Annotated in this window: 24 protein-coding genes; 11 read left to right on the forward strand and 13 right to left on the reverse strand. The window is 73.2% G+C overall.

Features of this window, described 5'->3' with window-relative positions:
* The first annotated feature begins 262 nt into the window (after positions 1 to 262).
* Together ACXVGS_RS14160 and ACXVGS_RS14165 are read left to right on the forward strand one after the other, a co-directional pair.
* Positions 263 to 1,987, forward strand: a complete 1,725-nt coding sequence (locus tag ACXVGS_RS14160; RefSeq protein ID WP_458527588.1) for a glycoside hydrolase family 13 protein — start codon at positions 263 to 265, stop codon at positions 1,985 to 1,987.
* A gap of 209 nt (positions 1,988 to 2,196) precedes the next feature.
* Positions 2,197 to 3,612: an MFS transporter gene (locus tag ACXVGS_RS14165; protein WP_458527551.1), complete on the forward strand. Its 1,416-nt coding sequence runs from the start codon at positions 2,197 to 2,199 to the stop codon at positions 3,610 to 3,612.
* Here the strand turns inward: ACXVGS_RS14165 and ACXVGS_RS14170 are convergent.
* Positions 3,594 to 4,226, reverse strand: coding sequence for a hypothetical protein (locus tag ACXVGS_RS14170; RefSeq protein WP_458527550.1), 633 nt, complete (start codon positions 4,224 to 4,226; stop codon positions 3,594 to 3,596). The genes ACXVGS_RS14165 and ACXVGS_RS14170 overlap by 19 nt on opposite strands.
* Positions 4,223 to 4,684 (reverse strand): acyl-CoA thioesterase, encoded by a 462-nt coding sequence (locus tag ACXVGS_RS14175; protein WP_458527549.1) that lies wholly within the window; start codon positions 4,682 to 4,684, stop codon positions 4,223 to 4,225. The genes ACXVGS_RS14170 and ACXVGS_RS14175 overlap by 4 nt, the downstream gene beginning before the upstream one ends.
* A 10-nt stretch (positions 4,685 to 4,694) precedes the next feature.
* Here ACXVGS_RS14175 and ACXVGS_RS14180 point away from each other — a divergent pair, with 10 nt between their 5' ends.
* The 3 genes from ACXVGS_RS14180 (at position 4,695) to fabG (ending at position 7,598) form a co-directional block, all read left to right on the forward strand.
* The gene (locus ACXVGS_RS14180; protein ID WP_458537081.1) at positions 4,695 to 5,708 is read left to right on the forward strand and encodes an acyl-CoA thioesterase; all 1,014 of its coding nucleotides are present in this window, start codon (positions 4,695 to 4,697) and stop codon (positions 5,706 to 5,708) included.
* 65 nt (positions 5,709 to 5,773) lie between these two features.
* Positions 5,774 to 6,784: a phosphotransferase family protein gene (locus ACXVGS_RS14185; RefSeq protein ID WP_458531394.1), complete on the forward strand. Its 1,011-nt coding sequence runs from the start codon at positions 5,774 to 5,776 to the stop codon at positions 6,782 to 6,784.
* Between the two features lie 52 nt (positions 6,785 to 6,836).
* A complete protein-coding gene (fabG, locus tag ACXVGS_RS14190; RefSeq protein WP_458531393.1) occupies positions 6,837 to 7,598 on the forward strand; it encodes a 3-oxoacyl-ACP reductase FabG in 762 nt (253 codons plus the stop codon).
* An 87-nt stretch (positions 7,599 to 7,685) separates the two neighbouring features.
* On the opposite strand, the gene ACXVGS_RS14195 is transcribed toward fabG, so the two are convergent.
* Genes ACXVGS_RS14195 through ACXVGS_RS14210 form a run of 4 tightly spaced genes read right to left on the reverse strand, consistent with a single transcriptional unit; the run spans position 7,686 to position 11,433 of the window.
* Positions 7,686 to 8,675: an NADPH:quinone oxidoreductase family protein gene (locus tag ACXVGS_RS14195; RefSeq protein WP_458527545.1), complete on the reverse strand. Its 990-nt coding sequence runs from the start codon at positions 8,673 to 8,675 to the stop codon at positions 7,686 to 7,688.
* A complete protein-coding gene (locus ACXVGS_RS14200; protein WP_458527544.1) occupies positions 8,675 to 9,466 on the reverse strand; it encodes an SDR family oxidoreductase in 792 nt (263 codons plus the stop codon). Before ACXVGS_RS14200 ends, ACXVGS_RS14195 begins: the two co-directional genes overlap by 1 nt.
* Positions 9,463 to 10,233 (reverse strand): SDR family oxidoreductase, encoded by a 771-nt coding sequence (locus tag ACXVGS_RS14205; protein WP_458527543.1) that lies wholly within the window; start codon positions 10,231 to 10,233, stop codon positions 9,463 to 9,465. Before ACXVGS_RS14205 ends, ACXVGS_RS14200 begins: the two co-directional genes overlap by 4 nt.
* Positions 10,234 to 10,287: 54 nt before the next feature.
* Positions 10,288 to 11,433 (reverse strand): acyl-CoA dehydrogenase family protein, encoded by a 1,146-nt coding sequence (locus tag ACXVGS_RS14210; protein ID WP_141787618.1) that lies wholly within the window; start codon positions 11,431 to 11,433, stop codon positions 10,288 to 10,290.
* Between the two features lie 62 nt (positions 11,434 to 11,495).
* On the opposite strand from ACXVGS_RS14210, the gene ACXVGS_RS14215 reads away from it, so the two are divergent.
* Positions 11,496 to 12,116 (forward strand): TetR/AcrR family transcriptional regulator, encoded by a 621-nt coding sequence (locus ACXVGS_RS14215; protein WP_458527542.1) that lies wholly within the window; start codon positions 11,496 to 11,498, stop codon positions 12,114 to 12,116.
* 67 nt (positions 12,117 to 12,183) lie between these two features.
* On the opposite strand, the gene ettA is transcribed toward ACXVGS_RS14215, so the two are convergent.
* The 7 genes from ettA to ACXVGS_RS14250 all read right to left on the reverse strand — a co-directional run bounded on the left by ettA (position 12,184) and on the right by ACXVGS_RS14250 (position 21,159).
* A complete protein-coding gene (ettA, locus tag ACXVGS_RS14220; RefSeq protein ID WP_458531392.1) occupies positions 12,184 to 13,866 on the reverse strand; it encodes an energy-dependent translational throttle protein EttA in 1,683 nt (560 codons plus the stop codon).
* A gap of 71 nt (positions 13,867 to 13,937) precedes the next feature.
* Complete coding sequence (locus ACXVGS_RS14225) at positions 13,938 to 14,474, reverse strand: single-stranded DNA-binding protein (RefSeq protein ID WP_458535569.1); 537 nt, start codon at positions 14,472 to 14,474, stop codon at positions 13,938 to 13,940.
* 204 nt (positions 14,475 to 14,678) lie between these two features.
* Positions 14,679 to 16,358, reverse strand: coding sequence for a GTPase (locus ACXVGS_RS14230; protein ID WP_458533177.1), 1,680 nt, complete (start codon positions 16,356 to 16,358; stop codon positions 14,679 to 14,681).
* A complete protein-coding gene (locus tag ACXVGS_RS14235; protein WP_458531390.1) occupies positions 16,355 to 18,073 on the reverse strand; it encodes a dynamin family protein in 1,719 nt (572 codons plus the stop codon). Before ACXVGS_RS14235 ends, ACXVGS_RS14230 begins: the two co-directional genes overlap by 4 nt.
* 126 nt (positions 18,074 to 18,199) lie before the next feature.
* Positions 18,200 to 19,324: a uroporphyrinogen-III synthase gene (locus tag ACXVGS_RS14240; RefSeq protein ID WP_458531389.1), complete on the reverse strand. Its 1,125-nt coding sequence runs from the start codon at positions 19,322 to 19,324 to the stop codon at positions 18,200 to 18,202.
* 84 nt (positions 19,325 to 19,408) lie between these two features.
* Complete coding sequence (locus ACXVGS_RS14245; RefSeq protein WP_458527536.1) at positions 19,409 to 19,720, reverse strand: hypothetical protein; 312 nt, start codon at positions 19,718 to 19,720, stop codon at positions 19,409 to 19,411.
* Positions 19,721 to 19,767: 47 nt separating this feature from the next.
* Positions 19,768 to 21,159, reverse strand: a complete 1,392-nt coding sequence (locus ACXVGS_RS14250; RefSeq protein ID WP_458537079.1) for an MFS transporter — start codon at positions 21,157 to 21,159, stop codon at positions 19,768 to 19,770.
* 265 nt (positions 21,160 to 21,424) lie between these two features.
* On the opposite strand from ACXVGS_RS14250, the gene ACXVGS_RS14255 reads away from it, so the two are divergent.
* The 5 genes from ACXVGS_RS14255 (at position 21,425) to ACXVGS_RS14275 (ending at position 26,337) form a co-directional block, all read left to right on the forward strand.
* Positions 21,425 to 22,606, forward strand: a complete 1,182-nt coding sequence (locus ACXVGS_RS14255) for a phosphodiester glycosidase family protein (RefSeq protein ID WP_458527534.1) — start codon at positions 21,425 to 21,427, stop codon at positions 22,604 to 22,606.
* A 75-nt stretch (positions 22,607 to 22,681) separates the two neighbouring features.
* Positions 22,682 to 23,683, forward strand: a complete 1,002-nt coding sequence (locus tag ACXVGS_RS14260) for an ATP-binding protein (RefSeq protein WP_458527533.1) — start codon at positions 22,682 to 22,684, stop codon at positions 23,681 to 23,683.
* Between the two features lie 419 nt (positions 23,684 to 24,102).
* Positions 24,103 to 24,954, forward strand: coding sequence for a sulfurtransferase (locus ACXVGS_RS14265; protein ID WP_458531386.1), 852 nt, complete (start codon positions 24,103 to 24,105; stop codon positions 24,952 to 24,954).
* 111 nt (positions 24,955 to 25,065) lie between these two features.
* On the forward strand, positions 25,066 to 25,560 hold the full coding sequence (locus ACXVGS_RS14270; RefSeq protein WP_458531385.1) for a hypothetical protein: 495 nt from the start codon (positions 25,066 to 25,068) through the stop codon (positions 25,558 to 25,560).
* A gap of 84 nt (positions 25,561 to 25,644) precedes the next feature.
* Positions 25,645 to 26,337, forward strand: a complete 693-nt coding sequence (locus ACXVGS_RS14275) for a hypothetical protein (RefSeq protein WP_458537080.1) — start codon at positions 25,645 to 25,647, stop codon at positions 26,335 to 26,337.
* Positions 26,338 to 26,830 lie beyond the last annotated feature (493 nt).

The following is a 26,830-nucleotide window of genomic DNA, read 5'->3' on the forward strand; positions in this document are numbered from 1 at the left end:
ACCGAGCGAGTGTGCTGCGTGACGATGTTGCGTCAGGACCGCAGCACGAAGCCACTCGTTTGCACAAACATGCAACGTGACCTGTCAGGCGTCGGGGAGCGACACTGCCGGGCGACGGCGCGGCATACCGGTGGCCTGCAAGTTCTTGCTCACACTGCAAGACCTTGCGGGTCGGCTTTGGCCGACGGCGCCGGCTGGTGGAGGATGGCCCACCGTGACTGCCTCCCCCACACTCGACCCGACCGTCGTCCCCGCGACGAACGTGACCCCGGCTGCCCACCCGACGCACGCCGGCAGCGCTGCGGACTCCCCGTGGTGGCGTCACGCGGTGATCTACCAGATCTACCCGCGGTCCTGGGCCGACGCCAACGGCGACGGCATCGGTGACCTGCCCGGCATCACCGCGCGGCTGCCCTACCTGCGTGAGCTGGGCGTGGACGCCATCTGGCTCTCGCCGTTCTACACCTCGCCCCAGGCCGACGCGGGCTACGACGTGGCCGACTACCGCGACATCGACCCGCTGTTCGGCTCCCTGGCCGACGCCGACGCCATGCTGGCCCGCGCCCACGAGCTCGGGCTGAAGGTCATCGTCGACCTCGTGCCCAACCACTCCTCCGACGAGCACGCGTGGTTCCGCGCCGCGCTGGCCGCCGGCCCGGGCAGTCCCGAGCGCGAGCGCTACATGTTCCGCGACGGCCAGGGCGAGTCCGGCGAGCTGCCGCCCAACGACTGGCGCAGCGTGTTCGGCGGCCCGGCCTGGACCCGCACCGTCGACGCCGACGGCACCCCCGGCCAGTGGTACCTGCACCTGTTCGACCCCAAGCAGCCCGACTTCAACTGGGAGCACCCCGAGGTCCGCGCCGAGTTCGAGGACATCCTGCGCTTCTGGCTCGACCGCGGCGTGGACGGCTTCCGCGTCGACGTGGCGCACGGCCTGATCAAGGAGGACGGCCTGCCCGACTGGGAGGAGTCCCAGGAGATGCTCGGCGGCGCCGACGAGGAGCACGACGAGCGCCGGCCCCCGATGTGGGACCAGGACCGCGTCCACGAGATCTACCAGCGCTGGCGCCGGATCCTGGACGCCTACAACCCGGTCGAGGGCGACACGGTCGACCGCAACCGCGACCGCATCCTGTGCGCCGAGGCGTGGGTCCACCCGCAGGAGCGGGCGGTGCGCTACGTCCGCGACGACGAGATGCACCAGGCGTTCAACTTCGACTTCCTCACCACCTCGTGGGTCGCCGCCGACCTGCGCACGGTCATCACGTCCTCGTTCGAGGCTGCGGACTCGGTCGGCGCGCCGTCGACGTGGGTGCTGTCCAACCACGACGTCGTCCGTCACGCCTCGCGGCTGGGCCTGCCGGTGGGCAGCAAGCGCCCCAACGGCATCGGCATCGGCGACCCGCAGCCGGACGTCGAGCTGGGCCTGCGCCGCGCCCGCGCCGCGACCGCGATCATGCTGGCGCTGCCCGGCTCGGCCTACCTCTACCAGGGCGAGGAGCTCGGCCTGCCCGACTCCACCGACATGCCCGACGAGTTCCGCCAGGACCCGGCCTGGGAGCGCTCCGGGCGCACCGAGCGCGGCCGTGATGGTTGCCGCGTGCCGCTGCCGTGGGAGGCCGACCGCCCCGCGTTCGGCTTCGGCCCGTCCGCGGACACGTGGCTACCCCAGCCCGAGGTCTACGGCCGGTATGCCGTGGACCAGCAGGAGGGCGTCGAGGGTTCCACCCTCGAGCTGTACCGCGCGCTGCTCGCCACCCGTCGTGAGCGGGCGCTCGGCGTGGGCTCGTTCACGTGGGTCGAGGGCTACGGTGAGGACGTCGTGGCGTTCGTCGTCGACGCGGCCGGCGAGCGCACCCTCGTGGTGACCAACCTGGGCACCCCGGGCGTGGCCCTGCCCGAGGGCGCCTCGGTGCTGCTGTCGAGCGCCCCGCTGGCGCAGGACGGCACGGTGGGCACCGACACCACGGTCTGGGCTCGCCTCTGACCCCCACCTGCACCTGACCGAACGCACCAGATCCGTCGTCTCGGCCCCGATCCGGGCCTGATTCGACGTATCTGGTGCGTTCGGACGGGCACCCGCGGTCAGCGCGACGCAGAGAAAAGCCGGAGCCAGGTGTCGGTGACCGGGGCTAGCGTGAGAGTCATGCCCGTCGCCTTGACCTCAAGCGCACTTGATGTCGTGCCATGGACGACATGACCGCGACGACACACGACCTGAGCCCGGCCACCACCGCCCCGGCGCCGGCGCGCGGACCCATGGCGCCGGCATACCGGCTGGTGACGCTGGCCATCGTGGCCCTGGTGACCACCGTCGCGTTCGAGGCGATGGCGATCTCCACGGCGATGCCGGTGGTGGCGCGCGATCTCGACGCGGTGCGCTCCTACAGCCTGGCGTTCTCGGTGATGCTCACCGCGCAGCTGCTCGGCATCGTCCTGGCGGGGGTGTGGAGCGACCGGCGCGGGCCGCTGCCCGGCCTCATCGCCGGACAGGTGCTGCTTGCCGGTGGGTCCGCGGTGGCCGGCCTGGCGACGAGCTTCCCCCTGCTGCTGGCCGGCCGGTTCGTCGCCGGCCTCGGCGGCGGCCTGGTGGTGGTCGCGCTCTATGTCGTGATCGGCCGGGCCTACCCGGATGCATTGCGCCCCAAGGTGTTCACGTGGGTGTCCGCGGCGTGGGTGCTGCCGGCGCTCGTCGGGCCGCCGGTCGCCGGCTGGCTGGCGACCCAGCTGTCCTGGCGCTGGGTCTTCCTCGTCGTCGTCCCCGCCGTCGCACTGACCCTGCTCGCCGTGCTCTCGCAGCGCTCCCGCCTCGCCGACGAGTGCGACCGGCGTGACGTCGCGGCTGAGGAGCGGGCCGCCCACCGGCGCACCGCCTGGCTCGGGCTCGGCGTGGCGACCGCCGCCGCGGCGCTGCAGTGGGGCTCGCAGGCCCTGGTCCCGCCGCAGGCCTGGCCGATCGTGCTGACCGGGCTGGGCGTGGTCGTCCTCGGCGCCACCGCCCCGCGGCTGCTCCCCCGCGGCACCCTGCGCATGGCCCGCGGCTTGCCGTCGGTGGTGCTCAGCCGGTTCCTGCTCACCGCGGCCTTCAACGGCAGCCTGGCCTTCGTCCCGCTGATGCTGGTCTCACAACGTCACCTCAAGGCCACCGAAGCCGGCATCGTGCTCACCATCGGCGCGCTGGGCTGGTCGTTCGGGTCGTGGGTGCAGGGGCGCGACGCGTTCCTCCACCGACGCACCGGCCTGGTCATGGCCGGCGGCACGTCGCTGACCCTGGGGATCGCGGGCATGGCCGTCGTGGCCTCCGCCGGCCTGCCATCCGTGCTGGTCGGGGTCTGCCAGGTCCTCGCCGGGCTCGGCATGGGGCTGGCCATGTCGACCACGTCGGTGCTGTCCCTGCAGCTGGCCTCCGAGGCCGAGCGCGGCCGGGCCTCCTCGGCGCTGCAGCTCGCCGATGCCCTCGGCAGCGTGCTCGGCATCGCCACGTCCGGCGCGGTGTTCGCCGCGCTGCACCACGCCAACGGCCAGGACACCGGCGTGTTCGTGCTGATCTGGTCAGGGATGGCCGCGGTCGCCGCCCTCGTCGTGCTCGGCGGTCACCGCAGCAGGACGTGACCTGCCTGGGTCGACACCCGGGTCCACCGACCATGCATGAACACCGCGGCGTCACCCGCGCCGAGGAAGCCCAGCGCGTATGCCGCGAACGCCGCCCCCGCGGGCACCGGCGGCACGGTCCCGGTCATCCGGCTCCACACCCGCTCACGCAGGGAGGTCACGGCGTGACCGCCCGAGCCGGTCGGCGCACCCTGGGCGATCTCCTCGATGCCTTGCGTGGCAACGGTCCTGAGCGCCGCGGCGGGCAGCTCGCCCACCCGCTCCCAGCCCTGGCGCGGCGGGGCCACGGCGGCCCACCCGGCGCTGACGGTGGTGGGCGGCACGTCCAGGGTCCGCGCGCCGGCGGTGCCGGTGCGGGCCAGCCGGTCGGTGACCCCGGCCAGCGGCACGGTGGTGTCGAGCTCGGCCGGCTCGGCCAGCGGCATGACCCGCATGCCGATGACGGCACCGTCGGCCATGAGCCCGTGGCCGGGCAGCACCCCGACGTAGGCCGCGAGGACCAGCCCGCGGGCCTGGAGCCGAACCGCGCCGTCGGCGTCGAGCGAGCGGGCGCGGGCAACGAAGGTGCCCAGGTCGGCCAGCGCCTCGGCGTCGGGGAAGCGCAGCGTGCTCACGCGCGGGACCCCTTGGCACGCCAGCGGAACGGCACGGGCTCGCCGGAGACCGAGCGCAGCTTCTCGCGCTCGTCCGGACGCAGCCGCCGCGGCGAGGCGGTCGAGAAGTCGTAGGCGACGAGCGTCGTCTCGGCCCGCGCATACAGGCTGGTGCCGTGGTCCTCGGGGTCGCGGACCTCGTAGGCGAGGTCGAAGCTGGCGCCGGAGACCTTCGTGGCCCACATGTCGACGGCGATCGGGGCGTGGCGGAACTCCAGCGGCGCGAGGTACTCGATCTCATGACGGGCGACGAGCACGCCCTCGTTGAGCATCGAGCGGTCCTGCCCGAACCACTCCTGGAAGCCGATGACGCGCGCGTCCTCGAGCAGCCGCAGGAACTGGACGTTGTTGACGTGGCCATAGGCGTCCATGTCGGACCAGCGGAGGGGCACGTCGACGTGGTACGGACGGGCAGGCATGCGACCCATCATGGCAGGCGCCGGATATCGTCTCGCTGTGACCACGACGCTTGACGACGGCTCGCTCGCCGACCCCTTCGAGGACCTGCTCGACGTCCTCGACCTCCAGCCCGCGGGACTGGCGCACATCAGCGTCGACGCCCCCGACGACGCCGAGTCCGACCTCGGGGAGTCCGAGGCCGACGTGTTCGTCGGGCGCAGCCAGCCGCAGCCGCACGGCCGGGTGTTCGGCGGGCAGGTGCTGGCGCAGTCGATCATCGCCGCCGGGCGCACCGTCGCCGACGTCGAGGGAGCGCCCCGGCACATCCACTCCCTGCACGGCTACTTCCTGCGCGCCGGCGACTCCAGCCACCCGATCCGCTTCGCCGTGGAACGGCTGCGCGACGGGGCCTCCTTCTCCGCCCGGCGGGTGCACGCGATCCAGTACGGCAAGCCGATCCTGTCGATGATCACCTCGTTCCAGACCGAGGCGGACGGCCTCGACCACCAGGAGCCGATGCCGGCCTCCCCCGACCCCGAGATGCTGCCGACGGCCGCCCAGGAGCTGGCCGACATCGACCACCCGGCGGCGCTGTTCTGGTCGACGCGACGCGCCATCGACCTGCGCCACGTCGAGGGCGCGATCTACGTCCACCCCGGGCGCCAGCACGCGGCCCGGCAGAGCGTGTGGCTCAAGGCGATGTCGCGGATGCCCGACGACCCGCTGCTGCACGCCGCGGTGCTGGCCTACTGCTCCGACTACTCGCTGCTCGAGCCGGTGCTGCGCAAGCACGGCATCGCCTGGGCCGACCCGCGCCTGCGCCCGGCCAGCCTGGACCACGCCATGTGGTTCCACCGCCCGGCCCGCGCTGACGAGTGGACGCTCTACACCCAGGACTCCCCCTCGGCCTCCGGCGGGCGCGGCCTGGCCACCGGCCGCATGTTCAGCGCCGACGGCGTGCTCGTCGCGACGGTCGCCCAGGAGGGCATGCTGCGGATCAAGGAGTCGGCCGGCTCCGGCTGGGTGCAGGGCCGGAAGGGCTGAGCCCATGACCATGGTCACGCCAGCCGGGGTTCCCGACTAAGCAAGCGCTCAGTAAGGTCGGGCGCATGGTGGATGGGCTCGACCTCGAGGCGCTGTCGCGCTTCATGGCGCCGGTCGTCGGACCGGCGGACGGCTCGCTGACGCTGAGCGCCGACCTCATCGCCGGCGGCAAGTCCAACCTGACCTATCGGGTCAGCGACGGCAGCCGGGCCTGGGTCGTGCGCCGGCCGCCGCTGGGGCACGTGCTGGCCACCGCCCACGACATGACGCGCGAGTACCGCGTGATGTCCGCCCTGCGCGACACCGCCGTCCCGGTCCCCCACATGGTCGCCCTGTGCGAGGACACCGACGTCATCGGCGCGCCGTTCTACGTCATGGAGCTCGTCGAGGGCGAGGTGCTGCGCACCGACGCCGACCTGGCCGGGCGCTCCCGCGAGGACCGGGCCGAGCTCGCCCACCAGCTCATCGACACGCTCGCCGACCTGCATGCCCTGGACCCGGAGACGTTGGGGTTGAAGGACTTCGGCCACCCCGAGGGTTTCCTGGACCGGCAGGTGCGGCGCTGGGGCCAGCAGCTGGAGCGGTCCCGGTCACGCGAGATACCGGGGGTCGAGGAGCTGGCCGGCGACCTGGCCGCTCGCGTCCCCGCCAGCCAGCGGGCCACGATCGTGCACGGCGACTACCGCCTCGACAACGCCATCGTCGGCCCGGACCAGCGCATCCGCGCCGTGCTCGACTGGGAGATGGCCACGCTCGGCGACCCGCTGTGCGACGTCGGGCTGCTGCCGGTCTACGCCCTGCCGACCCGCGGCGTCGCCGGCGTCGTCTCCGACGGGATGGGCCCGCACAACGGCTTCCCGCCCATGGACGAGCTCATCGACCGGTATGCCGCGCGCTCCGGCCTCGACGTCACTCCCCTGCCCTGGTACACCGCGCTCGGCTACTTCAAGCTCGCCGTCATCTGCGAAGGCATCCACTACCGCTACGCGCACAGCCAGACCGTCGGCCCCGGCTTCGAGCGGATCGGCGCGGTCGTCGGCCCGCTCGTCGCGGCCGGACGCCAGGCGCTCGGCTGAGAAGTCTTTGCTGCCAACACGATTCACCACCCACAGCCCCAGGAGGCACCCTGTGAGCACCACCCCGCAGCGCACCGCCATCGTGACGGGCGCGGCCCGCGGCATCGGCGCGGCCACCGCGATCCGGCTGGCCGCCGACGGTCACGCCGTGGCCGTCCTCGACCTCGACGAGGCCGCCTGCGCCCAGACCGTCTCGGTGATCACCGAGGCCGGGGGCCGGGCCATCGCGGTGGGCGTGGACGTCAGCCAGCCCGAGCAGGTCGAGGCCGCGGTCGCGCGCGTGGCCGAGGAGCTCGGCGCGCCGACCATCCTGGTCAACAACGCCGGCATCATCCGCGACAACCTCATCTTCAAGATGACGGTCGAGGACTGGGACGCCGTGATCGCGGTGCACCTGCGCGGCGCCTTCCTCATGACCAAGGCGGTCCAGGCCCACATGACGGCCGAGAAGTACGGCCGCATCGTCAACCTGTCCTCCACCTCGGCCCAGGGCAACCGCGGCCAGGTCAACTACTCCGCCGCCAAGGCCGGCCTGCAGGGCTTCACCAAGACCCTGGCCATCGAGCTGGGCCGCTTCGGCGTCACCGCCAACGCGGTCGCCCCGGGCTTCATCGCCACCGACATGACGCGCGCGACGGCCGAGCGGATGAAGGTCTCCTTCGAGGACTTCATCGCCGGGGCCTCTGCGCAGATCCCGGTCGGCCGGGTCGGCGAGCCGGAGGACATCGCGGCGACGGTCGCGTTCCTCACCTCCGAGGAGGCCGGCTTCGTCTCCGGCCAGGTCATCTACGTCGCCGGCGGCCCGCAGGACTGACGCGCCCCCGCCCGAACACCGCTCAGCCCGCGTTTCGAGGCCGTTTCGGCTCCGAGACGCGGGCTGACGCGTGTCCGGTCTCGCTGGTCAGCGTGGGGCGAGGACGACGACGCGGCCGGTCGTGCGCCCCTGCCCCAGCCGGGTCAGCGCGTCAACCGCCTGCTCGAACGGCAGCCGCTCCGACACCAGGGGGGCGATCCGGCCCTCGGCTGCCCAGGCGGTCAGCTGGCGGTGCGCCTCCTCCACCACGGAATGTTCGCGCGCGAGGTAGAGGTTCCAGTGCAGCCCGAGGATCGAGTAGTTCTTGATCAGGGCATGGTTGAGCGCCGGCGCCGGGATGGTGCCCCCGGCGAAGCCGACCACCACGATGCGCCCCTCGAACGCGATGACCTTGGTCGAGGCCTCGTAGGCCGTGCCGCCCACCGGGTCGAAGACCACGTCGACCCCGCCGCGCCCGGCGGCCTCCTTCAGCGCCGGCACGAGGTCGACGGCGGTGCGGTCGACGACCATGTCGGCGCCCAGATCCCGCGCCGCAGAGGCCTTCTCGGTGCCGCCGACCACCGCGATCACGCGGGCACCGAGCGCCTTGCCGACCTGCACGGCCGCCGACCCGACACCTCCCGAGGCCGCGTGGACAAGCAGGGTCTCCCCCGCCGTCAGGCCCGCCCGGCGCACCAGTCCGACGTATGCCGTCTGGTAGCCGATGGTCAGTGCGGCCGCCTGGGCGTCGTCGAGGGACTCCGGCGCCGGGAACACCGCCGCCGCGGGCATGAGCGCGCGCTCGGCGAGGCCACCCGCTGGCGGCGCCGAGGTGCCGACGACCCGGTCACCCACGGCCACCCCGGTCACGCCCTCGCCGACCTCGACCACCCGGCCGCAGACCTCGACCCCGGGGACGAACGGCAGCGATGGGCGCAGCTGGTACTCCCCGCGCGCCATGAGCACGTCCGGGAAGTTCAGCGCGGTGGCCGCCACGTCGACCAAGACATGACCCGGCTGCACCACGGGCTCGGAGACCTCGGCCAGCGTCATCACGTCAGCCGGCTCGCCGAGCCGACCGACCTGCCACGCCCGCATCAGGACCGCTCCCCCATCGTCGACGCCGGCAACGAGGACGCCAGCCGGCGCATGCCCTCCAGCCAGCGGTCCGGGTCGGCGGCGCGGCCGGCATACATCGGGCCCACCTCGGGGTGCGGCAGGACGAGGAACCGGCCCTCCTCGATCGCCACAAGCAGGGCGTCGGCGACGGCAGCGGGCTCGACCGCGGAGGCCTCCATGAGGGCCTTGCCCGCGTCCCCGGAGTCCTCCAGCATGCGCGTGCGCACCCCTTGCGGGCAGACCGCGTGCACGCCGATCCCCTTGTCCCCGTAGGTCATCGACAGCCACTCCGCGAACGCGTATGCCGCGTGCTTGGTCACCGCGTAGGGCGCGGCCCCGGGGATGGACAGCAGCCCGGCGGCGGACACCGTCGAGACGAACGTGCCGCGGCCACGGGCCACCCAGGACGGCACGAGCGCCCTCGCGGCCCGCACGTGCGCCAAGACGTTGACCTGCCAGGAGGTCTCCCACGCCTTCTCGTCCACATCCTCGAGGCCGCCGCGGGCGACGCCGGCGTTGGCGCAGAACACGTCGACGGGGCCGGCGAGCGAGCCCGCCGCGCTGAGGAGCACCTCGACCCCGGCCTCGGTGGAAGCATCGCCGGGGACGGCCAGCCCGCCGACCGCGCGCGCGACCTCGTCGGCGGCTCCGGCGTCGAGGTCGTTGACGACCACGGTGGCCCCCAGACCGGCGAACCGCCGGGCATAGGCCTCACCGATGCCGCGACCGCCGCCGGTGACGACGACGACCTGGCCGTCGAACCGGGTCACAGGGCGCCGCCGAGCGTGACGCCGCCGTCGATGACCAGGGTCTGGCCGGTGATCCACGAGGCGTCGCGGGAGAGCAGGAACGACACGGCCCCGGCGACGTCCTCCGGCACGCCAAGACGCTTGAGCGGGTAGGCCGCAGCGACCTTCTCCTCGCGCCCGGCGTAGAGCGCCTCGGCGAACTGCGTCTTGACCACGGCCGGGGCGACGGCGTTCACGCGCACCTCGGGCCCGAGCTGGTGCCCGAGCTCGGTGGTGAGGTGGATCAGGGCGGCCTTGGACACGGCATACCAGCCGAGCATGCCGGTGGCGCCGAGCCCGGCGATCGAGGCGACGTTGACCACGGCGCCGGTCGGGCGGCCGCGGTCGTCGACCTGGCCAAGTCCGCTGCGCACGGCCTTGCGGGTCCACTCGAAGGCGCTGAGCACGTTGACCTCGAGGATCTTGCGGGCGGTGTCGACCCCGGTGTCGATCATCGGCCCGTAGGCGGGGTTGATGCCGGTGTTGTTGACGAGCAGGTCGAGCCGGCCGAAGACCTCGCGGGCGGTGGCGATGACCTGGTCCTGGTGGTCGGCGTCGTCGGCGTGGCCGGCGACGCCGAGCGCGTGCTCGACCCCGCCGAGGCGCTCGACCGCCTCGTCAAGCGCCTCGGGCTTGCGGCCGGTGACCACCACCCGGGCCCCCTCGGCGACGAGGCGCTCGGCGATGCCGAACCCGATGCCGCGGCTGGCTCCGGTGACGATGGCGACGGTCTGGTCGTGCAGGCCCACGGGGGCTCCTCCTCGGGGTGGCGGGGTGGCGCAGAAGGTGGCTCGGCGGCCGGCTCAGAGGCCGAGGTCGCGGCCGATGAGCTCCTTCATGATCTCGTTGGAGCCGGCCCAGATCTTGGTCACGCGGGCGTCCCGCCAGGCGCGGGCGACGCGGTACTCGTTCATGAAGCCGTAGCCGCCGTAGAGCTGCACGCACTCGTCGAGCACGTCGTTCTGCACCTGCGCCGACCACCACTTGGCCTTGGCCGCGTCGACGGCGGTGAGCTCGCCCTTCGCGTGCGCCACGACGCAATCGTCGACGTAGGCCTGGGTGACCTCGAGCTTGGTCTGCATCTCGGCGATCTTGAACTTGTTGTGCTGGAACGTGCCGACCGGCTGGCCGAAGGCCTTGCGCTCCTTCACGTACTCGATCGTCTCGGCGAGGATCTGGAACGCGTGGGCGGTGTTGGACACCGCGGCGCCGACCCGCTCCTGGGGCAGGCGCTCCATCATCGCGATGAAGCCGCGGCCCTCCTCACCGATGCGGTTGGCGTCGGGCACGCGCACGTTGTCGAAGAACAGCTCGGCGGTGTCGGACTCCTCCTGGCCGACCTTGTCGAGCTTGCGGCCGCGGGTGAAGCCCTCCATGCCAGTCTCGAGCATGAACAGGGTGATGCCCTTGGCGCCCTTGGACGGGTCGGTGCGGGCCGCGACGATGATGAGGTCGCCCTGGTAGCCGTTGGTGATGAACGTCTTGGAGCCGTTGACGATCCAGTCGTCACCGTCGCGCACCGCGGTGGTCTTCAGCGCCGCGAGGTCGGAGCCACCGGAGGGCTCGGTCATGGCGATGCCGCAGATCAGCTCGCCGGCAGCCATGCGGGGCAGCCAGCGCTGCTTCTGCTCCTCGGTGCCGAGGTCGACGATGTAGGGCGGGCACACGTCGGCGTGGATGCCGAAGCAGGAGGACACCGCGGCGTTGAACTTCGAGAACTCCTCCGCGGCCACCGCGTTGAACAGGAAGTCGTCGGCGCCGGCGCCGCCGTACTCCTCGGGGATGTCCAGGCCCAGCAGGCCCTGCTTGCCGGCCTCGAGCCAGACGGCACGGTCGATCGACTTGGCCGTGATGAAGTCCTCTGCGCGGGGCTTCAGGCTCCGCTCGACGAACTCGCGGACGGACGCACGGAAGGCCTCGTGGTCGGGGCCGTACACGTTGCGGGGCATGGGCTACCTCCGAGTAACTAAGCGCTTGCTTAGTCTTCGACAGGTAGGCCATGCTGTCAACCATGACGAACGCCACGTCGACCACCGGCGACACGGCGGGCGGGACGGCCCGCAGGGCCCCGGAGACCGTGCAGCGGCTCATCGACGCCGCGGCCGACGCCTTCGCGGACAAGGGGTTCCACGCCACAACCACCCGGGACATCGCGGCCCGGGCCGGCCTGAGCCCGGCCGGCGTCTACGTGCACTTCGCCAGCAAGGAGGACCTGCTCTTCCAGCTGAGCCACCAGGGCCACACCGCGGCGCTGGAGCTGGTGCAGGCCGCCCGTGAGCGGGCCGCGTCTCCCCGCGACCAGGTCTCCGCGATCGTCTCGGACTTCGCGCGCTGGCACGCCGAGCACTTCCGCACGGCCCGGATCGTGCAGTACGAGTTCCCCCACCTGTCCCCCGAGCACCGCGACCAGGTGCGGGCGCAGCGCAAGCAGATCGACGCCGTCGTGCGCCAGGTGCTGACTGCCGGCGTCCGCTCCGGCGACTTCGAGGTGCCCGACGTCCCCGGGACCACCCTGGCCCTGCTGTCGATGTGCATCGACGTGGCCCGCTGGTACGAGCCAGGGACCCGGCGCACCCCCGAAGCCATCGGCACGGCATACGGGCAGCTGGCCCAGCGGCTCGTCCGCCCCTGACAGCACGGAGCCCGCGCCCCCTCCAGGGGGACGCGGGCTCCGTCGTGTCCGCGGTATGCCGTGTGGCTCAGTCGCGGGTCAGCTTGCGGTAGGTGACGCGGTGCGGGCGGGCGGCGTCGGCGCCGAGCCGCTCGACCTTGTTCTTCTCGTAGGACTCGAAGTTGCCCTCGAACCAGAACCAGGAGCTCGGGTCCTCCTCGGTGCCCTCGTAGGCGAGGATGTGCGTCGCGACGCGGTCGAGGAACCACCGGTCGTGGCTGATGACCACGGCGCAGCCGGGGAAGTCGAGCAGGGCGTTCTCCAGCGAGCCCAGGGTCTCGACGTCGAGGTCGTTGGTGGGCTCGTCGAGCAGGAGCAGGTTGCCACCGAGCTTGAGGGTCAGCGCCAGGTTGAGCCGGTTGCGCTCACCACCGGAGAGCACGCCGGTCGGCTTCTGCTGGTCCGGGCCCTTGAAGCCGAAGCTGGACACGTAGGCGCGGGAGGGGATCTCGACGTTGCCGACCTGGATGTAGTCGAGGCCGTCGGAGACCGTCTCCCAGACGTTGCGCTTGGGGTCCAGACCGGAACGGTTCTGGTCGACGTAGGAGATCTTGACCGTCTCGCCGACCTTGACCACGCCGTCGTCGGGCTCCTCGAAGCCGACGATGGTCTTGAACAGGGTCGTCTTGCCGACGCCGTTGGGGCCGATGACACCGACGATGCCGTTGCGCGGCAGCGTGAAGCTCAGGTCGTTGATGAGGACCCGGTCCTCGAAGCCCTTGCGCAGGTGGTCGACCTCGATGACGACGCTGCCCAGGCGCGGGCCCGGCGGGATCTGGATCTCCTCGAAGTCGAGCTTGCGGGTGCGCTCGGCCTCGGCGGCCATCTCCTCATAGCGGGCCAGACGTGACTTGGACTTGGTCTGGCGGGCCTTGGCGTTGGAGCGGACCCACTCCAGCTCGTCCTTGAGGCGCTTGGCCAGCTTGGCGTCCTTCTTGCCCTGGACCTGCAGTCGCTCCTGCTTCTTCTCCAGGTAGGTCGAGTAGTTGCCCTCGTAGGGGTAGAGGTGACCGCGGTCGACCTCGGCGATCCACTGGGCGACGTTGTCGAGGAAGTACCGGTCGTGGGTGACGGCCAGCACGGCGCCCGGGTAGGAGGCCAGGTGCTGCTCGAGCCACTGCACGCTCTCGGCATCGAGGTGGTTGGTGGGCTCGTCGAGCAGCAGCAGGTCGGGCTTGCTCAGCAGCAGCTTGCACAGCGCGACCCGGCGGCGCTCACCACCGGACAGGACGGTCACGTCGGCGTCCGGCGGCGGGCAGCGCAGCGCGTCCATCGCCTGCTCGAGCTGGGAGTCGAGGTCCCAGGCGTCGGCCGCGTCGATCGCCGTCTGGAGCTTGCCCATCTCCTCCATCAGCGCGTCGAAGTCGGCGTCCGGCTCGGCCATGAGCGCGGAGATCTCGTTGTAGCGGTCGAGCTGGGCCTTGATCTCGCCCACGCCCTCCTCCACGTTGCCGAGGACGGTCTTGTCCTCGTTGAGCGGGGGCTCCTGGAGCAGGATGCCGACGCTGTAGCCCGGGGTCAGCCGCGCCTCACCGTTGGAGGGCTGGTCCAGACCGGCCATGATCTTGAGGATCGTGGACTTGCCGGCTCCGTTGGGGCCGACGACGCCGATCTTGGCGCCGGGGTAGAACGACATGCTGACGTCGTCGAGGATGACCTTGTCGCCGTGCGCCTTGCGCGCCTTGGTCATGGTGTAGATGAACTCGGGCATGGGCGTCAGGCTATCTGCCTGACGCCCCGCCGGGTTAATCAGATCCCGCCGACCGGGCAGGTCAGCACCGCTCAGGCGCCCGAGGCACCTGCCAGCTCGTAGTCGTCGGTGTCGGCGGACTCCTCCGGGCGGTCGAACCCGCCGGACCCCGCTCCGCAGTGGTCGCCCCCGAGGTCGACCCGGTCGAGCTCGTCGTGCGCCTCCTGGACGGCGGGGTCGGCCAGCCGGTCCTGCGGGTCGAGCTGCGGCTTGGCGACGCGGGTGAACTGCGACTGCCCGCGGGACAGGTCGTGACCGACGTTGTAGGCGTCGATCTCCACCGACGTGCCGCTGCGGTCGCCGTTGACCCACTGGTTGATCCGCATCCGCCCGTAGACGATCACCGGGTCACCCTTGTGGAGCGAGCTGGCGAGGTTGACCCCCAGCGCCCGGAAAGCCGTGACGTTGACGTAGTTGGTGCCACCGTCGATGTACTCCCCCGTCTTGCCGTCCACCCGCCGCACCGTCGAAGCGACCCGGAAGGTCACGAACGGCACCGAGGCCCGCGTGGTGCGCACCACCGGGTCCCCCACGACGTTGCCGCTGACGGTCACATAGCTCTCGTTCATCTGTGCATCCCCTCATCTGGTGCCCCGCCGACCGCTCGGCGGGTTCCTCCAGACTCGGGTCTGTACGGTGACCGGGCCACGGGCCCGTGCGACCTGTGGATGGTGGGACGAACCGACACCCCCCATGTGGATGACCCCACCCGCGGCGCCGGGCAGGCCTGCCCCGCAGTCGTCAAACGACAGTGGGGCAGGTCGGCTTCCCGGTCAGTCCGTCGCGCCGGCCTCCGCGAGCAGCTCCCGGGTGCGCCGGTGCTCGGCCAGCACGGCCTCCAGCGGGGCGACGATGTGCGTGTCGGCGACCTCGGCCACGGCCTCCTCGAGCCGGCCGGCGACCAGCTCCTTGCGCCGGCGGGCCCCCACCTGCGCCGCGGACCGGCAGCCGAACCCGAGCAGGAAGCCCAGCACCAGCCCGGCGATGAGCAGCACGGTCGGCAGCGGCACCGGGCCCACGTAGGGCGTGGGCACCGCGGGCAGGCGCAGCCAGCCCATGACCGACAGCACGCCGAGCCACAGCGCGCCGGCGACGGCGGCCGCCGCGAGCACCATCTGGGCGATCCCGGTGACGACCCACCAGAGCGGCTTGTTCGCCCGCAGCGGCGTCTGCAGGACCGCCTGGTCGAGCGCGTCGGTCAGCTCGGGGCGCTGCTCCTGGGCCGCGTCGGCGACCGCGTCGGCCCACGGCTGGGGCAGGCCCTCGGAAGCCTGGTCGACCAGGTCGCGGGTGGCGAGGTCGACGGCGGCCCGGGCGGCGGGGGTGGCCGGAGGCAGGGAGGAGCGGCCGAGCACGGCCCGGACGTCGGCGGCGGTGATGCCCGGCACGGCGGTGTCGGACTTCTCCGGCTGCAGCCGCAGCCGGGTCAGCGGGTCGGGGCGGAAGGCGCGCACCCAGCGGGTGAACGGCCACCCGGTGCGGGCCCAGGCCTCACGCCGGTAGTCACGCTCGACGGCGGCCAGGATGGTCGGGACCCCGGCGGCCCGGATGAGCGCGTCGACCAGGGGACCGTCGGCGGCCCCCTCGAGACTGGGCTCGGTGTCGGCGACCGCGTCGCGCAGGCGGCCCGCGGCATACCGCAGGTCACCGGCGAGGCGCTGCTGGGCCGCGGTACGGCGGCTGACCGCCTCCCCCAGCTCGCGCCGCAGGTCGCGGATCCCCTGGCCGGTGTGGGCCGAGGTGACGATGACCTCGGCGCCCGTGGCGCCGTCCTCGTGAACCAGGCGCGTCAGGTCGGCGCGGCACGCGGCGAGGTACTCCGGGGAGAGCCGGTCGGCCTGGTTGAAGACCACCAGCGTGACCGCCGCGTGGCTGGCCAGGGTGCGGATGTACTCGTCGTGCAGGCGCGCGTCGGCGTACTTCTGCGGGTCGGTCACCCAGACGAAGACGTCGGCGAGGTCGAGCACCCGGTCCGCCTCGGCGCGGTGCTCGGCGTTGGTCGAGTCGAAGTCGGGCAGGTCGAGCAGGACCAGGCCCTCCAGCGCCTCGGCGTCCTCGCCTGCGTCGTGCCCCTCGACGGCGTGCCGGCGCCCCACCCCGAGCCAGTCCAGCAGGCGGGTGGCCGGCTCGGTGCCCCACACCCCGGCCGTCGGTAGCGACGTCGTGGGCCGGCGGGTGCCGACGTCGGCGACGTCGCCGTTGACCAGCACGTTGAACAGGCTCGACTTGCCGCTGCCCGTGGCGCCGGCGAGGGCGACGACGGTGTGCGCACCGGTGATCGCGATGCGTTCGTCGACCTTGTTGACGATGCTCTTGGCGATGCGGCGGTCGGTGGGGTCGAAGCGCGTGCCACCGGCCTCCAGGGCGGCCCGCAGCGCGACGGCCTGTGCCCCGAGGTCCCCCACCGCCGGGGCGGTGGTGTTGGGGCGTGACCCCAGCTTGAGGATGCTCACCGCGCGGCCTCCACCGCTGCGGCCGCGTCGGTCAGCTGCTTCGCCTGCGATGCCACCACTTCCACGCTCTCGAGTGCACGGTCGAAGCGCTGGCGCTCCTGCGCGTAGAGCGCCTCGACCTGGTCCATGAGTTGCTTGCGGGCCTTGAGCGCGAGGGTGCGCACGGCCTGGTCGCCGAAGATCGCCTCGAGCAGCCGCTGCGCGAGGACGGCTGCGCCACCGGCGACACCGACCTCGGCCCCGCTGAGCCCCCACGTCTGGCTGAACACGACCAGCATGAGCACGACGGCCAGTCCGTTGACCCCGAAGGCCATGATCCGCGCGGTCGTGCGCCGGTCCTTGCCCTCGGCCCGGACCAGCTCCAGCAGCTGCCCCTGCCAGTCGCGCACGAGGCGCTCGACCCGCTCGTCGAGGTCGGCGGAGGGGTGGGCCAGCTCGGGGTGCTCCTCCAGGAGGGCGGCCCCGCCGGGCAGCTGCCGCCAGCGGCGTGCGGTGGTCGCGGCGGCACCCTGGGCGTAGGCGCGCAGCAGCTCGGCGACACCGGACTGCAGCGCCTCGCCGAGCGGCGCGGCCGGCGGCGGCGTGCCCGTGATCGCGGAGGTGAAGCGGTCGCGCCAGCTGCTGATGTGGGCCTCGACGTGACGCAGGAACTCCCCCGTGCCGACCAGCTGCTGCCACCGGGCGAGGACCTCCCCACGCAGCAGGGTGCCCTCGCTGATGCCGGACTCCACGGCCTCGACCGCCTGGGCGTGGGCCCGCTCCGCGGCACGGCGCAGCTCCTGGGTGGCCTCGTGCTGGGCCTGGCTGGCCTCGGCCAGGTCGGCGACCCGGTCCCGCAACGAGTCCAGCGCGCCGCCGAGGGTGCGGCGGACGATGATCGACCGGGCCTTGGCGTCGCGGGCGAGCGCGGCCAGCCAGGACCGGATCCGGGCTACCTCCTGCGGCTGCAGGTGTCCCTCCCGGGTCAGCGTGGCCTCGGGGATGGTGAAGATCGGGGCGGAGGCCAGGCCCTCGCCGCGGAGCATCTCGCTGAGGTGGCCACGGACCTCCTCCATGTGCTCGCGGGGCACCCGCGCGAGCACGATGGCGACCGAGGTGCCGCGCTCGGCGGCCTGCCTCAGCATCGCCCACGGCACCGCGTCGGCGTAGCGCGAGGAAGTGGTGACGAACAGCCACAGGTCGGCGGCCGAGAGCAGCTCCGCCGCGAGCTCGCGGTTGGGCCGCACGACCGAGTCGATGTCCGGGGCGTCCAGCAGCGCCAGGCCCGAGGGCAGCGCGTTGGACTCGACGAGACGCACCTCGGAGGGGTCGTCGACGGCGTGCAGGCCGCCGGTGCCCGTGCCGCCGCGGACCCGCTCCAGCCCGGGCAGGACCCGGTGGCTGGTGAACCACTGGTCGTCCTCGGGGTTGTGCACGAGCACCGAGGCGCGCGTCGTCGGGCGCAGCACGCCGCTGCGGCTGACCGTCGCGCCGACGATCGAGTTGATGAGGGTGGACTTGCCCGCGCCGGTGGACCCGCCGATCACCGCGAGCAGCGGGGCGTCCATGGCCTTGAGGCGTGGCAGGACGTAGTCGTCGAGCTGGTCCAGCAACGCCACCTGGGCGTCGCGGGCGACGTCCACGGCGCCCGTGTCGATCGGGAAGCGGGTGACCGCCACGAGGTCGCGCAGCTCACCCGCTGCCTCCAGCAGACCCTCGTCAACGACCCCGCGCATCACAAGGCGCAAGCCTGCCGTTTTCGTCGCGCGGACTCAACTTCGGCTCGCCGTCAGCAACATCACGAAGCGTCCCACCAGCAGCCGCACGGTGCAACGGCACGGGCGCCACAGCAGCACCAGGCCTCACAGCGGGACCGCGAGCCGGTATCCGCGCTTGGTCACCGTCCGCACCAGCCCCGGCCCGATCGCGCGACGCAACCGCGCGACGGTGGCCTCGACCGCGTGCTCGGTGCGCAGCCCGTCCCCCGGGAGCATCGCCAGGAGCTCGGCGCGGGACAGGACGTGGCCGGGACGACGGGCCAGGGCGCGCAGCATCGCGCGCGGCCCCGGCGTGAGCCGCACCTCCACCCCGTCGAGGAGCACCTGCTCCCCGCGCAGCACGAGCTCGTGGTCGGCCACGACCAGCCGCGTGCCCTGCCGGCGGGTGGCCAGGGCGTCGTCCAGCCCGGCGACCAGCTCGGCCAGTCGCGCGCGGGCGGGACGGATGGTCGGCACCCCCCACAGGTCGAAGACCTCGGCGGTGACCGGCCCGATGCACGCCGTGACCACGTCCCGGCGCAGCGCGGTCAGGAAGTCACCGTGCCGGCCGGTGTCGGCTGCGACCTCGAGCAGCACCCTCGCCGCCGGGGCGGACGTGAAGGTGATGGCGTCGAGCTCGCGGTCGGCGACCAGGCCGACCATGCGGTAGAGCGGATCCCGGTCCGGGGCCACGGTGAACCGGTGCACGGTGGCGGTGCTGACGTGACCTCCCCGCGAGCGCAGCGTTCCGGCCAGGCCGGGCGCCGACGACCCGTGCTCCTGGACGATGATCCGTCGCCCGTGCAGCTGACGGCCGCCGAGGTGGGCCAGCACGTCCTCCATGGCCTCCGAGTCCGAGGCCCAGGTCTCCCGCAGGCCGGCAGAGCGCAACGCTGCCACCGACCGTGGCCCGCGCGCGAAGATCTCGGCCCGACGCAGCGAGGCCACCAGCTCGCGCCGCCTCCCCCACTCCGCCGCCGCCTCCAGCCAACCGCTCATGCCCAGCCCGGTCGTGGCGATGAGCATCTCCGGCGGGCGCTCGATGCACCGGGCGGTCACCGCCCGCAGCGCCGCGTCGTCCGGGCACGGCGTGATCGCCAGCGCCGGGGCCGCCTCCACCCGTGCCCCCCGCCTCTCCAGCAGCGCGGCGAGCTCGTCGCCGCGGCGACTGCTCGTGATACCGATCCTGCTGTCCACCAGCGCACCCACCGCGCCTGCCCGCATCGTCATCGACGCCTCCTCCCGCTGTCCGGGACGGTAGGCGGGGAAGGTCAAGGCAGCGTTTCGCTACGTAACGGCTGGGAAAACTGTTGGTCACCCCGGGCGCTCGGCGCCACCCAGACCGATCACCGCCGCGGCCCCGAGGACCGCGGGCAGCAGGAGCAGCCCGATCGAGGCCAGTGCGATGATCATGGAGACCGCCAGCGCCGCCACGGCGAGGATGAGGACGAACATCGGCGCGCGCCCGATCGCCGCGCCGACCAGGAAGAGCCCGGCGACACCGACCAGGGCGACGTACCACCACGCAACCGAGGTGTCCCCCTGCTGGTCGATGACCGCGACATAGACGAGCAGGTATGCCGTGACCCAGACGGCCGTGGCCGCGGCGAGGTAGCGGGCGCGCACCCTGACATCCCAGCACCTGGCGCGGTGCGGCACCACAGGAAACCTGACTAGACCGCCTGGGCGACACCCGGCTCTGCCGGGGCGGGCAGGACCGTCGTGGCCGGAGCCGTGGGGGCGGGGTCTTCGGCCACCTCGACCGGCGCCTCGGCGGCCACCACGACCGGCTCGTCGACCGGCTCGGCGACCGGCTCGGCCACCGGCTCGGCCACTGGCTGAGCGGCCGGCTCGGTCAGGGTCAGGCGGCGCACGGAGGGAGAGCACAGGGCCACCAGGGTGGCCACGACCACCATGCCCGCGCAGAGCTGGAGGGCGTGTGCCGCCCTGATGGCCGTGGCGAGCGGGCCGGCAACCAGCAGGCCGAGCGGGGCGAAGGCCAGGGAGCCGAACAGGTCATAGGCACTGACCCTGGACATCGCCTCCATGGGCACCTCGCGCTGGATGGTGCTGACCCACAGCACCGCGCAGACGTCGGCCGCCACGCCACACAGGAACATGGCGCCGGCGCTGACCCACAGCGGGGCGCCGAACCCGAGCGAGGCCATCGGCAGGGCCGAGACCAGGGTCACCAGGACCGTGGCCAGGATCGGTCGCCGGGCACGCACCCGGGTGGCGACGACGGCCCCCAAGATACTGCCCGCAGCCTGTGCGGCGACGAGCACCGCCCAGCCGCGAGCTCCGCCGAGCTGCTCTGCGGCACGCAGCGGGCCGAGCACCCCCACGGTGGCCATCATCGCGGCCAGGACGAACGCCCCTTGCACGACGACGACCCAGAGCCACTGGCGCGAGGAGAACTCGCGCCAGCCGTGCCGGAGGTCGGACAGCGCGGACCCCCGCAGCGGGGCCCGGGAGGGCAGCTTCATCCCCGAGATCAGCACCGCGCTCAGGACGAACGAGGCGGCGTTGGCCGCGAGCGCCATGCCGGGGCCGAACACTGCGACGGTGACGCCGGAGAGGGCCAGGCCGAGCACCATGGCGACGTTCTGGCCCATGCGCAGCACGGCATTGGCCGACTGGAGTCGCTCGGCGGCGACGAACTCCGGCAGCACACCGCTGAGGGCCGGCATGAGCAGCGCACTCGCCAGCCCCGACAGCGCGGCTGCGACCAGGATGGCCGGCAGAGGCGCCCAGCCGGTCAGCTGGATCGCCGCCAGCGCAGCCCAGGCCACCGCCGCGAGCAGCTCGGCCCCGACGATGAGCCGGTAGCGGGAGAAGCGGTCGCCGACGACGCCGGCGGCCAGGATGAACAGCAGCGCCGGCAACGCCTGGACGGCGAGCACGAGCGAGAGCCGGGCCGGGGTGGCGCCGGGCAGCGACAGGATCGCGAAAGCCAGCGCGACCCGGCCGAATCCGGAGCCCAAGGTCGAGATCGTGCGCGCCGCGGCCAGCCGCAGGAAGCGGCGGTCCCGGAGCACACCCGTCGTCGGTGACACGTCCCCCATGGGACCGGGACTCTAGGGGCTGCGCCACCCGAAGAGATCCTGCTTGACCAAGAAAAGAACCGCGACTGACCCATTCAAGGAGCACGGGAACGATTCAGGCAGAAGGCAGTTCGCGGCGACCTCTCCGGGGCGCCTCCGTCGCGCCGGCCGGGAGTGTCGCCTCCACGGACCAGGTCGCCGGGTCAAGAGTCCACCAAGTCGCCGGCGCCGCCCGGCCCCGGCCCGCACCATGGTCGGACACCAGCGCATCCAGGGGGAGCCTTCCGTGTCCGACCACCGCCGCCGGGCCGCCGGCTTCACCGTCGCCGCCCTCGTTGCCGCCCTCGTGGCCTCGACCGGGTCGGTGTTGTCCCCCTCGCCGGCACAGGCCGCCACGTGCCGCCCGACGCCGTCCCTGCTGACCCGCACCTCCACGGTGGTGCCGCTGATGGGCGGGGCCGCTGCGCGGGTCTGGGACACCGGCGCCACCCCGTCGGACCCGCAGGCGTCCACCCGCCTCGTCGCGGTCACCGTGCCGGTATCCAGCCCCGCACATCCCCGGGTGCTGGCTGCGTCCTCGCTCACCGCGTCCCGGACGCCCTCGGCCTACCTCTCCGGCGTGCGCACCCCCGTGGTCATGGTCAACGGCGGGGTCTTCGACGCCTCACGCGGGGCGCTGCCCCTGCTGCCGCAGATGGTCGGCGGCCGGGTCACGAAGGCGCGGTACGTCCACGAGGCCGTCATCACGGTCGGGCCGGACGGGACCTCCTCCCCCGACCACCTGTGGCTGTCGGGGGCCGCCACGGCCGCCGGCCGGAGCGTGGGGGTGACCGGGCTCAACTGGCAGTCCGTGACCGGCACCGGGCTCAACGCCTACACCCCGGCCTGGGGCCTGCAACGCCGCCCCTACGGCACGGTCGACGTCGTCGTGTCCGGCGGCCGGGTCACCGCCGTGCGCACCGGCACCGCCCGGGGCGCGGCACCGCGAGCCGGCCAGACCATCCTCACCGCGACCGGCACGTCCGGGGCATGGCTGGCCCACCTTCGGGTCGGCACGGCCATGACCGTCACCTACCGCGCGGTGACCGACGCCCGGCACGCGGTGCGCGACGCGGTGGGCCGCGGCGCGCGATACGTGCTGCACGGCGTGGTCCAGGGCGGGGCGTGCCTGACCCGCGACGAGCTCCTGCGGCCGCGCACCGCGGTCGGCTGGCGCGCCAACGGCGACCTCGTCGTGGTGGCCGTGTCGGGGCGCGCGCTGGTCAACGGCGTCCGCTACGGCGGGGCGACGATCCACCAGATGGCGGACTACCTGCACCAGCTCGGCTGCGTCGAGGCGACCGCTCTCGACGGAGGCGGCTCGACGACCCTCCTGGCCCGCCGGGCGGGCACCGGGGCCGTGATCCGGCTCGACCGCTCCATGGCCGAGGCGCAGCGCGCGGTGCCGAACGTGCTGGCGCTCGGATGAGCCCTCGGGGCCTGACCGGGAAACTCACGAGCACAGAGGTTCGCGCGGCGGGCAGCCTGGGAAGAGAATGGTCCGGTGGACTGGTTCCTCAAGCCCGATGACGCGAGCGCCGTCGGCGAGCTCCGGCGTGAGGTCGTGGCCTACCTGCGCCGCCACGCAGAGCCCGACAGCGAGGTCGAGGACGCCGAGCTCGCGCTCAGCGAGGTCGTCGGCAACGCGGTGCGGCACGCCGGCGGACCGGTCTGGGTCTCGCTCTACTGGGCGCAGGCCCAGCCGGTGCTCACCGTGCGCGACCTCGGACCCGGCTTCGACCCGGCCCGGCTCGCGCAGCCGGTCACCCTGGCACCCCGGGCCGGGTCCGCGACCCTGGCCGAGGCGGGGCTCGGGCTCTTCCTCGTCTCCCAGGTGACGCCCAGCCTGGCGGCCGAGGTGCGCCGTGCCGGCGGTATGACCGTGTCGGTGACCCTGCCTGTCAACCGGGCCCCCGCGCTGAGCCACGACCCTCCCCGGCGCACCTTCGGCGCCCTCCCCGAGCTGGACGAGGCGCTGCCGGGAGGCGGCTTCGGCAAGGAGTCGTTCCTGCGCGCGCTGGTCGTCCAGCTGGCCCGGACGGTGGAGACGCAGCAAGGCCCCGACGCCGCCGCGGCGGCCGTCGCCCAGGTCGGTGCCGACATCGGCGGGCAGATGGAGGAGGAGTTCCGCGCCGCCGGGGCCATCGTCGGGCGCCTGACGCCGGAGCAGATGGCCGACTGCTACGTCCGGCTCAAGCACGCCATCGACGGCGGGTTCTACGTCATCGAGGCCACCGAGCACCGCATCGTGCTGGGCAACACCCGCTGCCCGTTCGGGGACGTGGTCCGGCGGGCCCCTTCCCTGTGCCGGATGACCTCCAGCGTGTTCGGCGGGATCGCCGCCCGCAACAGCGACCACGGCGTGGCGGTGCTGCTCGAGGAGCGCATCGCCGTCGGGGACCCGGGCTGCCGGGTGGTGGTGGACCTCGCTCCACCCCCCGAGGGGGGTCGGCCGCTGGCGCACGAGTACGCCGCGGCGGCGGACGCCACGCTGTTCCCCGGCTGAGCCGCGACGGGGCGGCGTGGTGACCGGGCCGGGGCCCGGCGTCATGGCCTCAGCCGCGGCCGGAGGCCGTCAGGCTCGCTCGCGTGCCACCTCGGCGTCGTGCTCGGCCGCCGCCTCCGCACCGTGGCCCGAGACCTCGCAGGCACACCAGCCCGCGCAGCCCGCGTGGATGCCACTGCGGCAGTCGAGGCACGCCGCGGGCGGACGCGCGCCGGACCCGTTCGGCACGAGACGGTCGAGCAGCTGGCGAAGCACGCGGTCCTCCGACGGACTGGGGTCCCCTGGTCGGGCTGATCCCACCACACCACGCCGGGCTTCGTGGCGGCTGGGCCGAACCTGACGATTGGCTGAACGGCCGGTCGGCAGGGGTCGTTCGCCTTCGCCGCGCGAGTGCCGGCTGCTTTGGCATGATCCCGGGCATGGACGAGCTGATCAGCGCAGCAGACCTGGCCTCCCGGCTCGGCGAGGTGAGCGTGCTGGACGTGCGATACAGCCGCACAGGGCCTTCGGGACGCGAGGAGTTCCTGCGCGGACACATCCCCGGGGCTGCCTTCGTCGACCTCGATGCCGACCTGGCCGCCCCTCCCGGCGCGGGGCGCCACCCGCTGCCCGACCCCGAGCACTTCGCCGCCGCGATGCGCCGGTGCGGGGTCTGCGCAGACCGGCCGGTGGTCGTCCTCGACGACGCCGCCAACACGTTCGCGGCGCGATGCTGGTGGTTGCTGCGCCACCACGGCCACGACCAGGTCCTGCTCCTCGACGGCGGGTGGGCTGCCTGGCTCGGCTCGGGTGGACCGGTCGAGACCGGTGAGGCAGCAGTGCCTCCGGGGGACTTCCGTGCGGCACCCGGCCGGCTTCCCGTGCTCGATGCCGCCGGGGCCGCGCGGGTGGCCCGCGAGGGCGTCCTGGTCGACGCGCGGGCCCCCGAGCGCTACCGCGGAGACGTCGAGCCGCTCGACCCGGTGGCCGGGCACATCCCCGGCGCCGTCAACGTGCCCACGTCCGACAACCTGGACGGCGCCGCCTTCCGCCCGGCCGCGCAGCTGCGAGCGCGCTATGCCTCGGCGCGGGTCACCGGCGACAGCGAGGTCGGCGTCTACTGCGGCTCGGGCGTCACCGCCGCCCATGACGTGTTTGCGTTGCAGCTGCTGGGGATTCGCGCAGCGCTGTACGTCGGGTCCTGGAGCGAGTGGGTGAGCGACCCGTCTCGTCCGGTGGCCCTCGGCGAGCGCGCCGACCGCGACGGAACCCATGCCCGTACTGCCGGGTAACCCCGGTCTGGGTAGGGTCGTCGCCAGGGTGCAGGGCCCGACGCCAGTGCCGGGGCTGGTGTCACCGGGGCCCTGACCTGCGGCTGCCCCCCACCTCTGAGGAGACCCCCGATGCTGCCCCCGCCGACGGTCAAGGTCTGGATGGTCAGCCTGAGCACTGCCTCGGTCATCGGCCTGGGCATCGGGGCGGTATGGGCGCACCTGGACGCGCCGTCCGCCTCGGGGTCGGCGGCGACCCAACAACAGCAGCCCGGGCCGGCCACCACACCGGTGGCGGCCACCCCCGCCGGCAACGACACGACCGCGACCGGCTCCACCGCCGCCTCCGGCATCGGGCCCACGCACGACGTCCCGCCCCCCGACCAGGGCACGACGTCGGCCACCCCGGTCACCCGGCCCACCAGCTCGACTGCGGCGCCGAGTCCGTCCGAGCGCCCGACCACAACCCGGGAGACGACCCCGCAGCCATCGGCGTCGGGCACCGGACCGTCCAGTGCGCCGCCCAGCCCGACCAGCACGTCTCCCTCCCCGACGAGCACGAGCCCGCAGCCCTCGCCGACCAGCACCGGCCAGACCGACCCGCCGACCACGCTGCCGGGCACCTGACCTGACGAAGCGGCGCGCGCTCCCGGTGTTCGCCGTCAGCGGAGGTGGTCCCCCACCCCGGTGGCCTAGCGACAGGATCGTGGCATGCAGCCGACCTTCGTCCTCATCCACAGTCCGTCGGTGGGTCCGTCCACCTGGACCCCCGTGGCCGAACAGCTGACCGCCGCGGGATGCCGGGTTCGCGTGCCGTCCCTGCAGCACGTGGTCGCGGGCGAACCCCCGTTCTGGCCCCGGATCGTTGACGCCGTCCGCGACGACCTCGGGCAGGTCCCGGCGGACCAGCGGCTGGTGCTGTCGGGGCACAGCAACGCCGGTCTGTTCCTTCCCTCGATCCGGTCGGGGCTCGACCATCCGGTAGCCGGTTCGGTCTTCGTCGATGCGGCGCTCCCGGCCCGGACCGGACCCACCCCCGTTGCCCCACCCGAGCTGCTGGACTTCCTCCGCCCCATGGCGGTGGACGGCATGCTGCCGCGCTGGACCGACTGGTGGGACGAGGCCGACGTCGCACCGATGTTCTCCGATCCGCAGATGCGGCAGAAGGTCGTCGCCGAGCAACCCCGGCTGCCGCTGTCCTACTACGAGCAGCACATCCCGGTCCCCGACGGCTGGGATGACCACCCGTGTTCCTACCTGCTCTTCGGCCCGCCCTACGACGACCCGGCCTCCGAGGCGCGCGAACGCGGCTGGCGGGTCGCACACCTGCCCGGCGCGCATCTGCACCAGATCGTCGACCCCGCCGGCACTGCCCGGCTCCTGCTCGAGCTCACCGTCGGGTGACGTCTGAGAACCGTGCGACCCACCAGGACGACGGAGGGGCACCCGTGCCTGACCTGCACCAACAGCCTGTGCCCCCGGCAGGACTCGAACCTGCGACCTAGAGATTAGAAGGGAGACCGGAGGCTGAAATGGCAGCGTTCGCAACGGGATTCGTGCTCAGATCGCTCTTCGTGGCTCACGGCCCCGAGGCGCCTCTAGGGACGAACTGCGGACTTTTTGCGGACTGCGATTCCGGCGCCTGGGCGGGCTCGGCCGAGAGTCGCCGGGAGGTCGCAGTGGTCGACTGAGCAGGAGACAGCCGAGGTGGACCAGCACAAGGCCCGGCTCGCGAGCATCAAACTCGCGGGCCGGGTCTTTGTCGTTTGCGCGGGGTGCGGTGGGGTGCGCGAGGACGGCGCGAAGCGCCGCCCGCAGCGTGGGGTCCCACCGCGGGGCCCCGCGCCGCCGCGGCGGAGCCGCGGCTTTAAGCCAGAGAAGAAACTCCGCTCCGATG

Source organism: Oryzihumus sp., assembly GCF_054325275.1.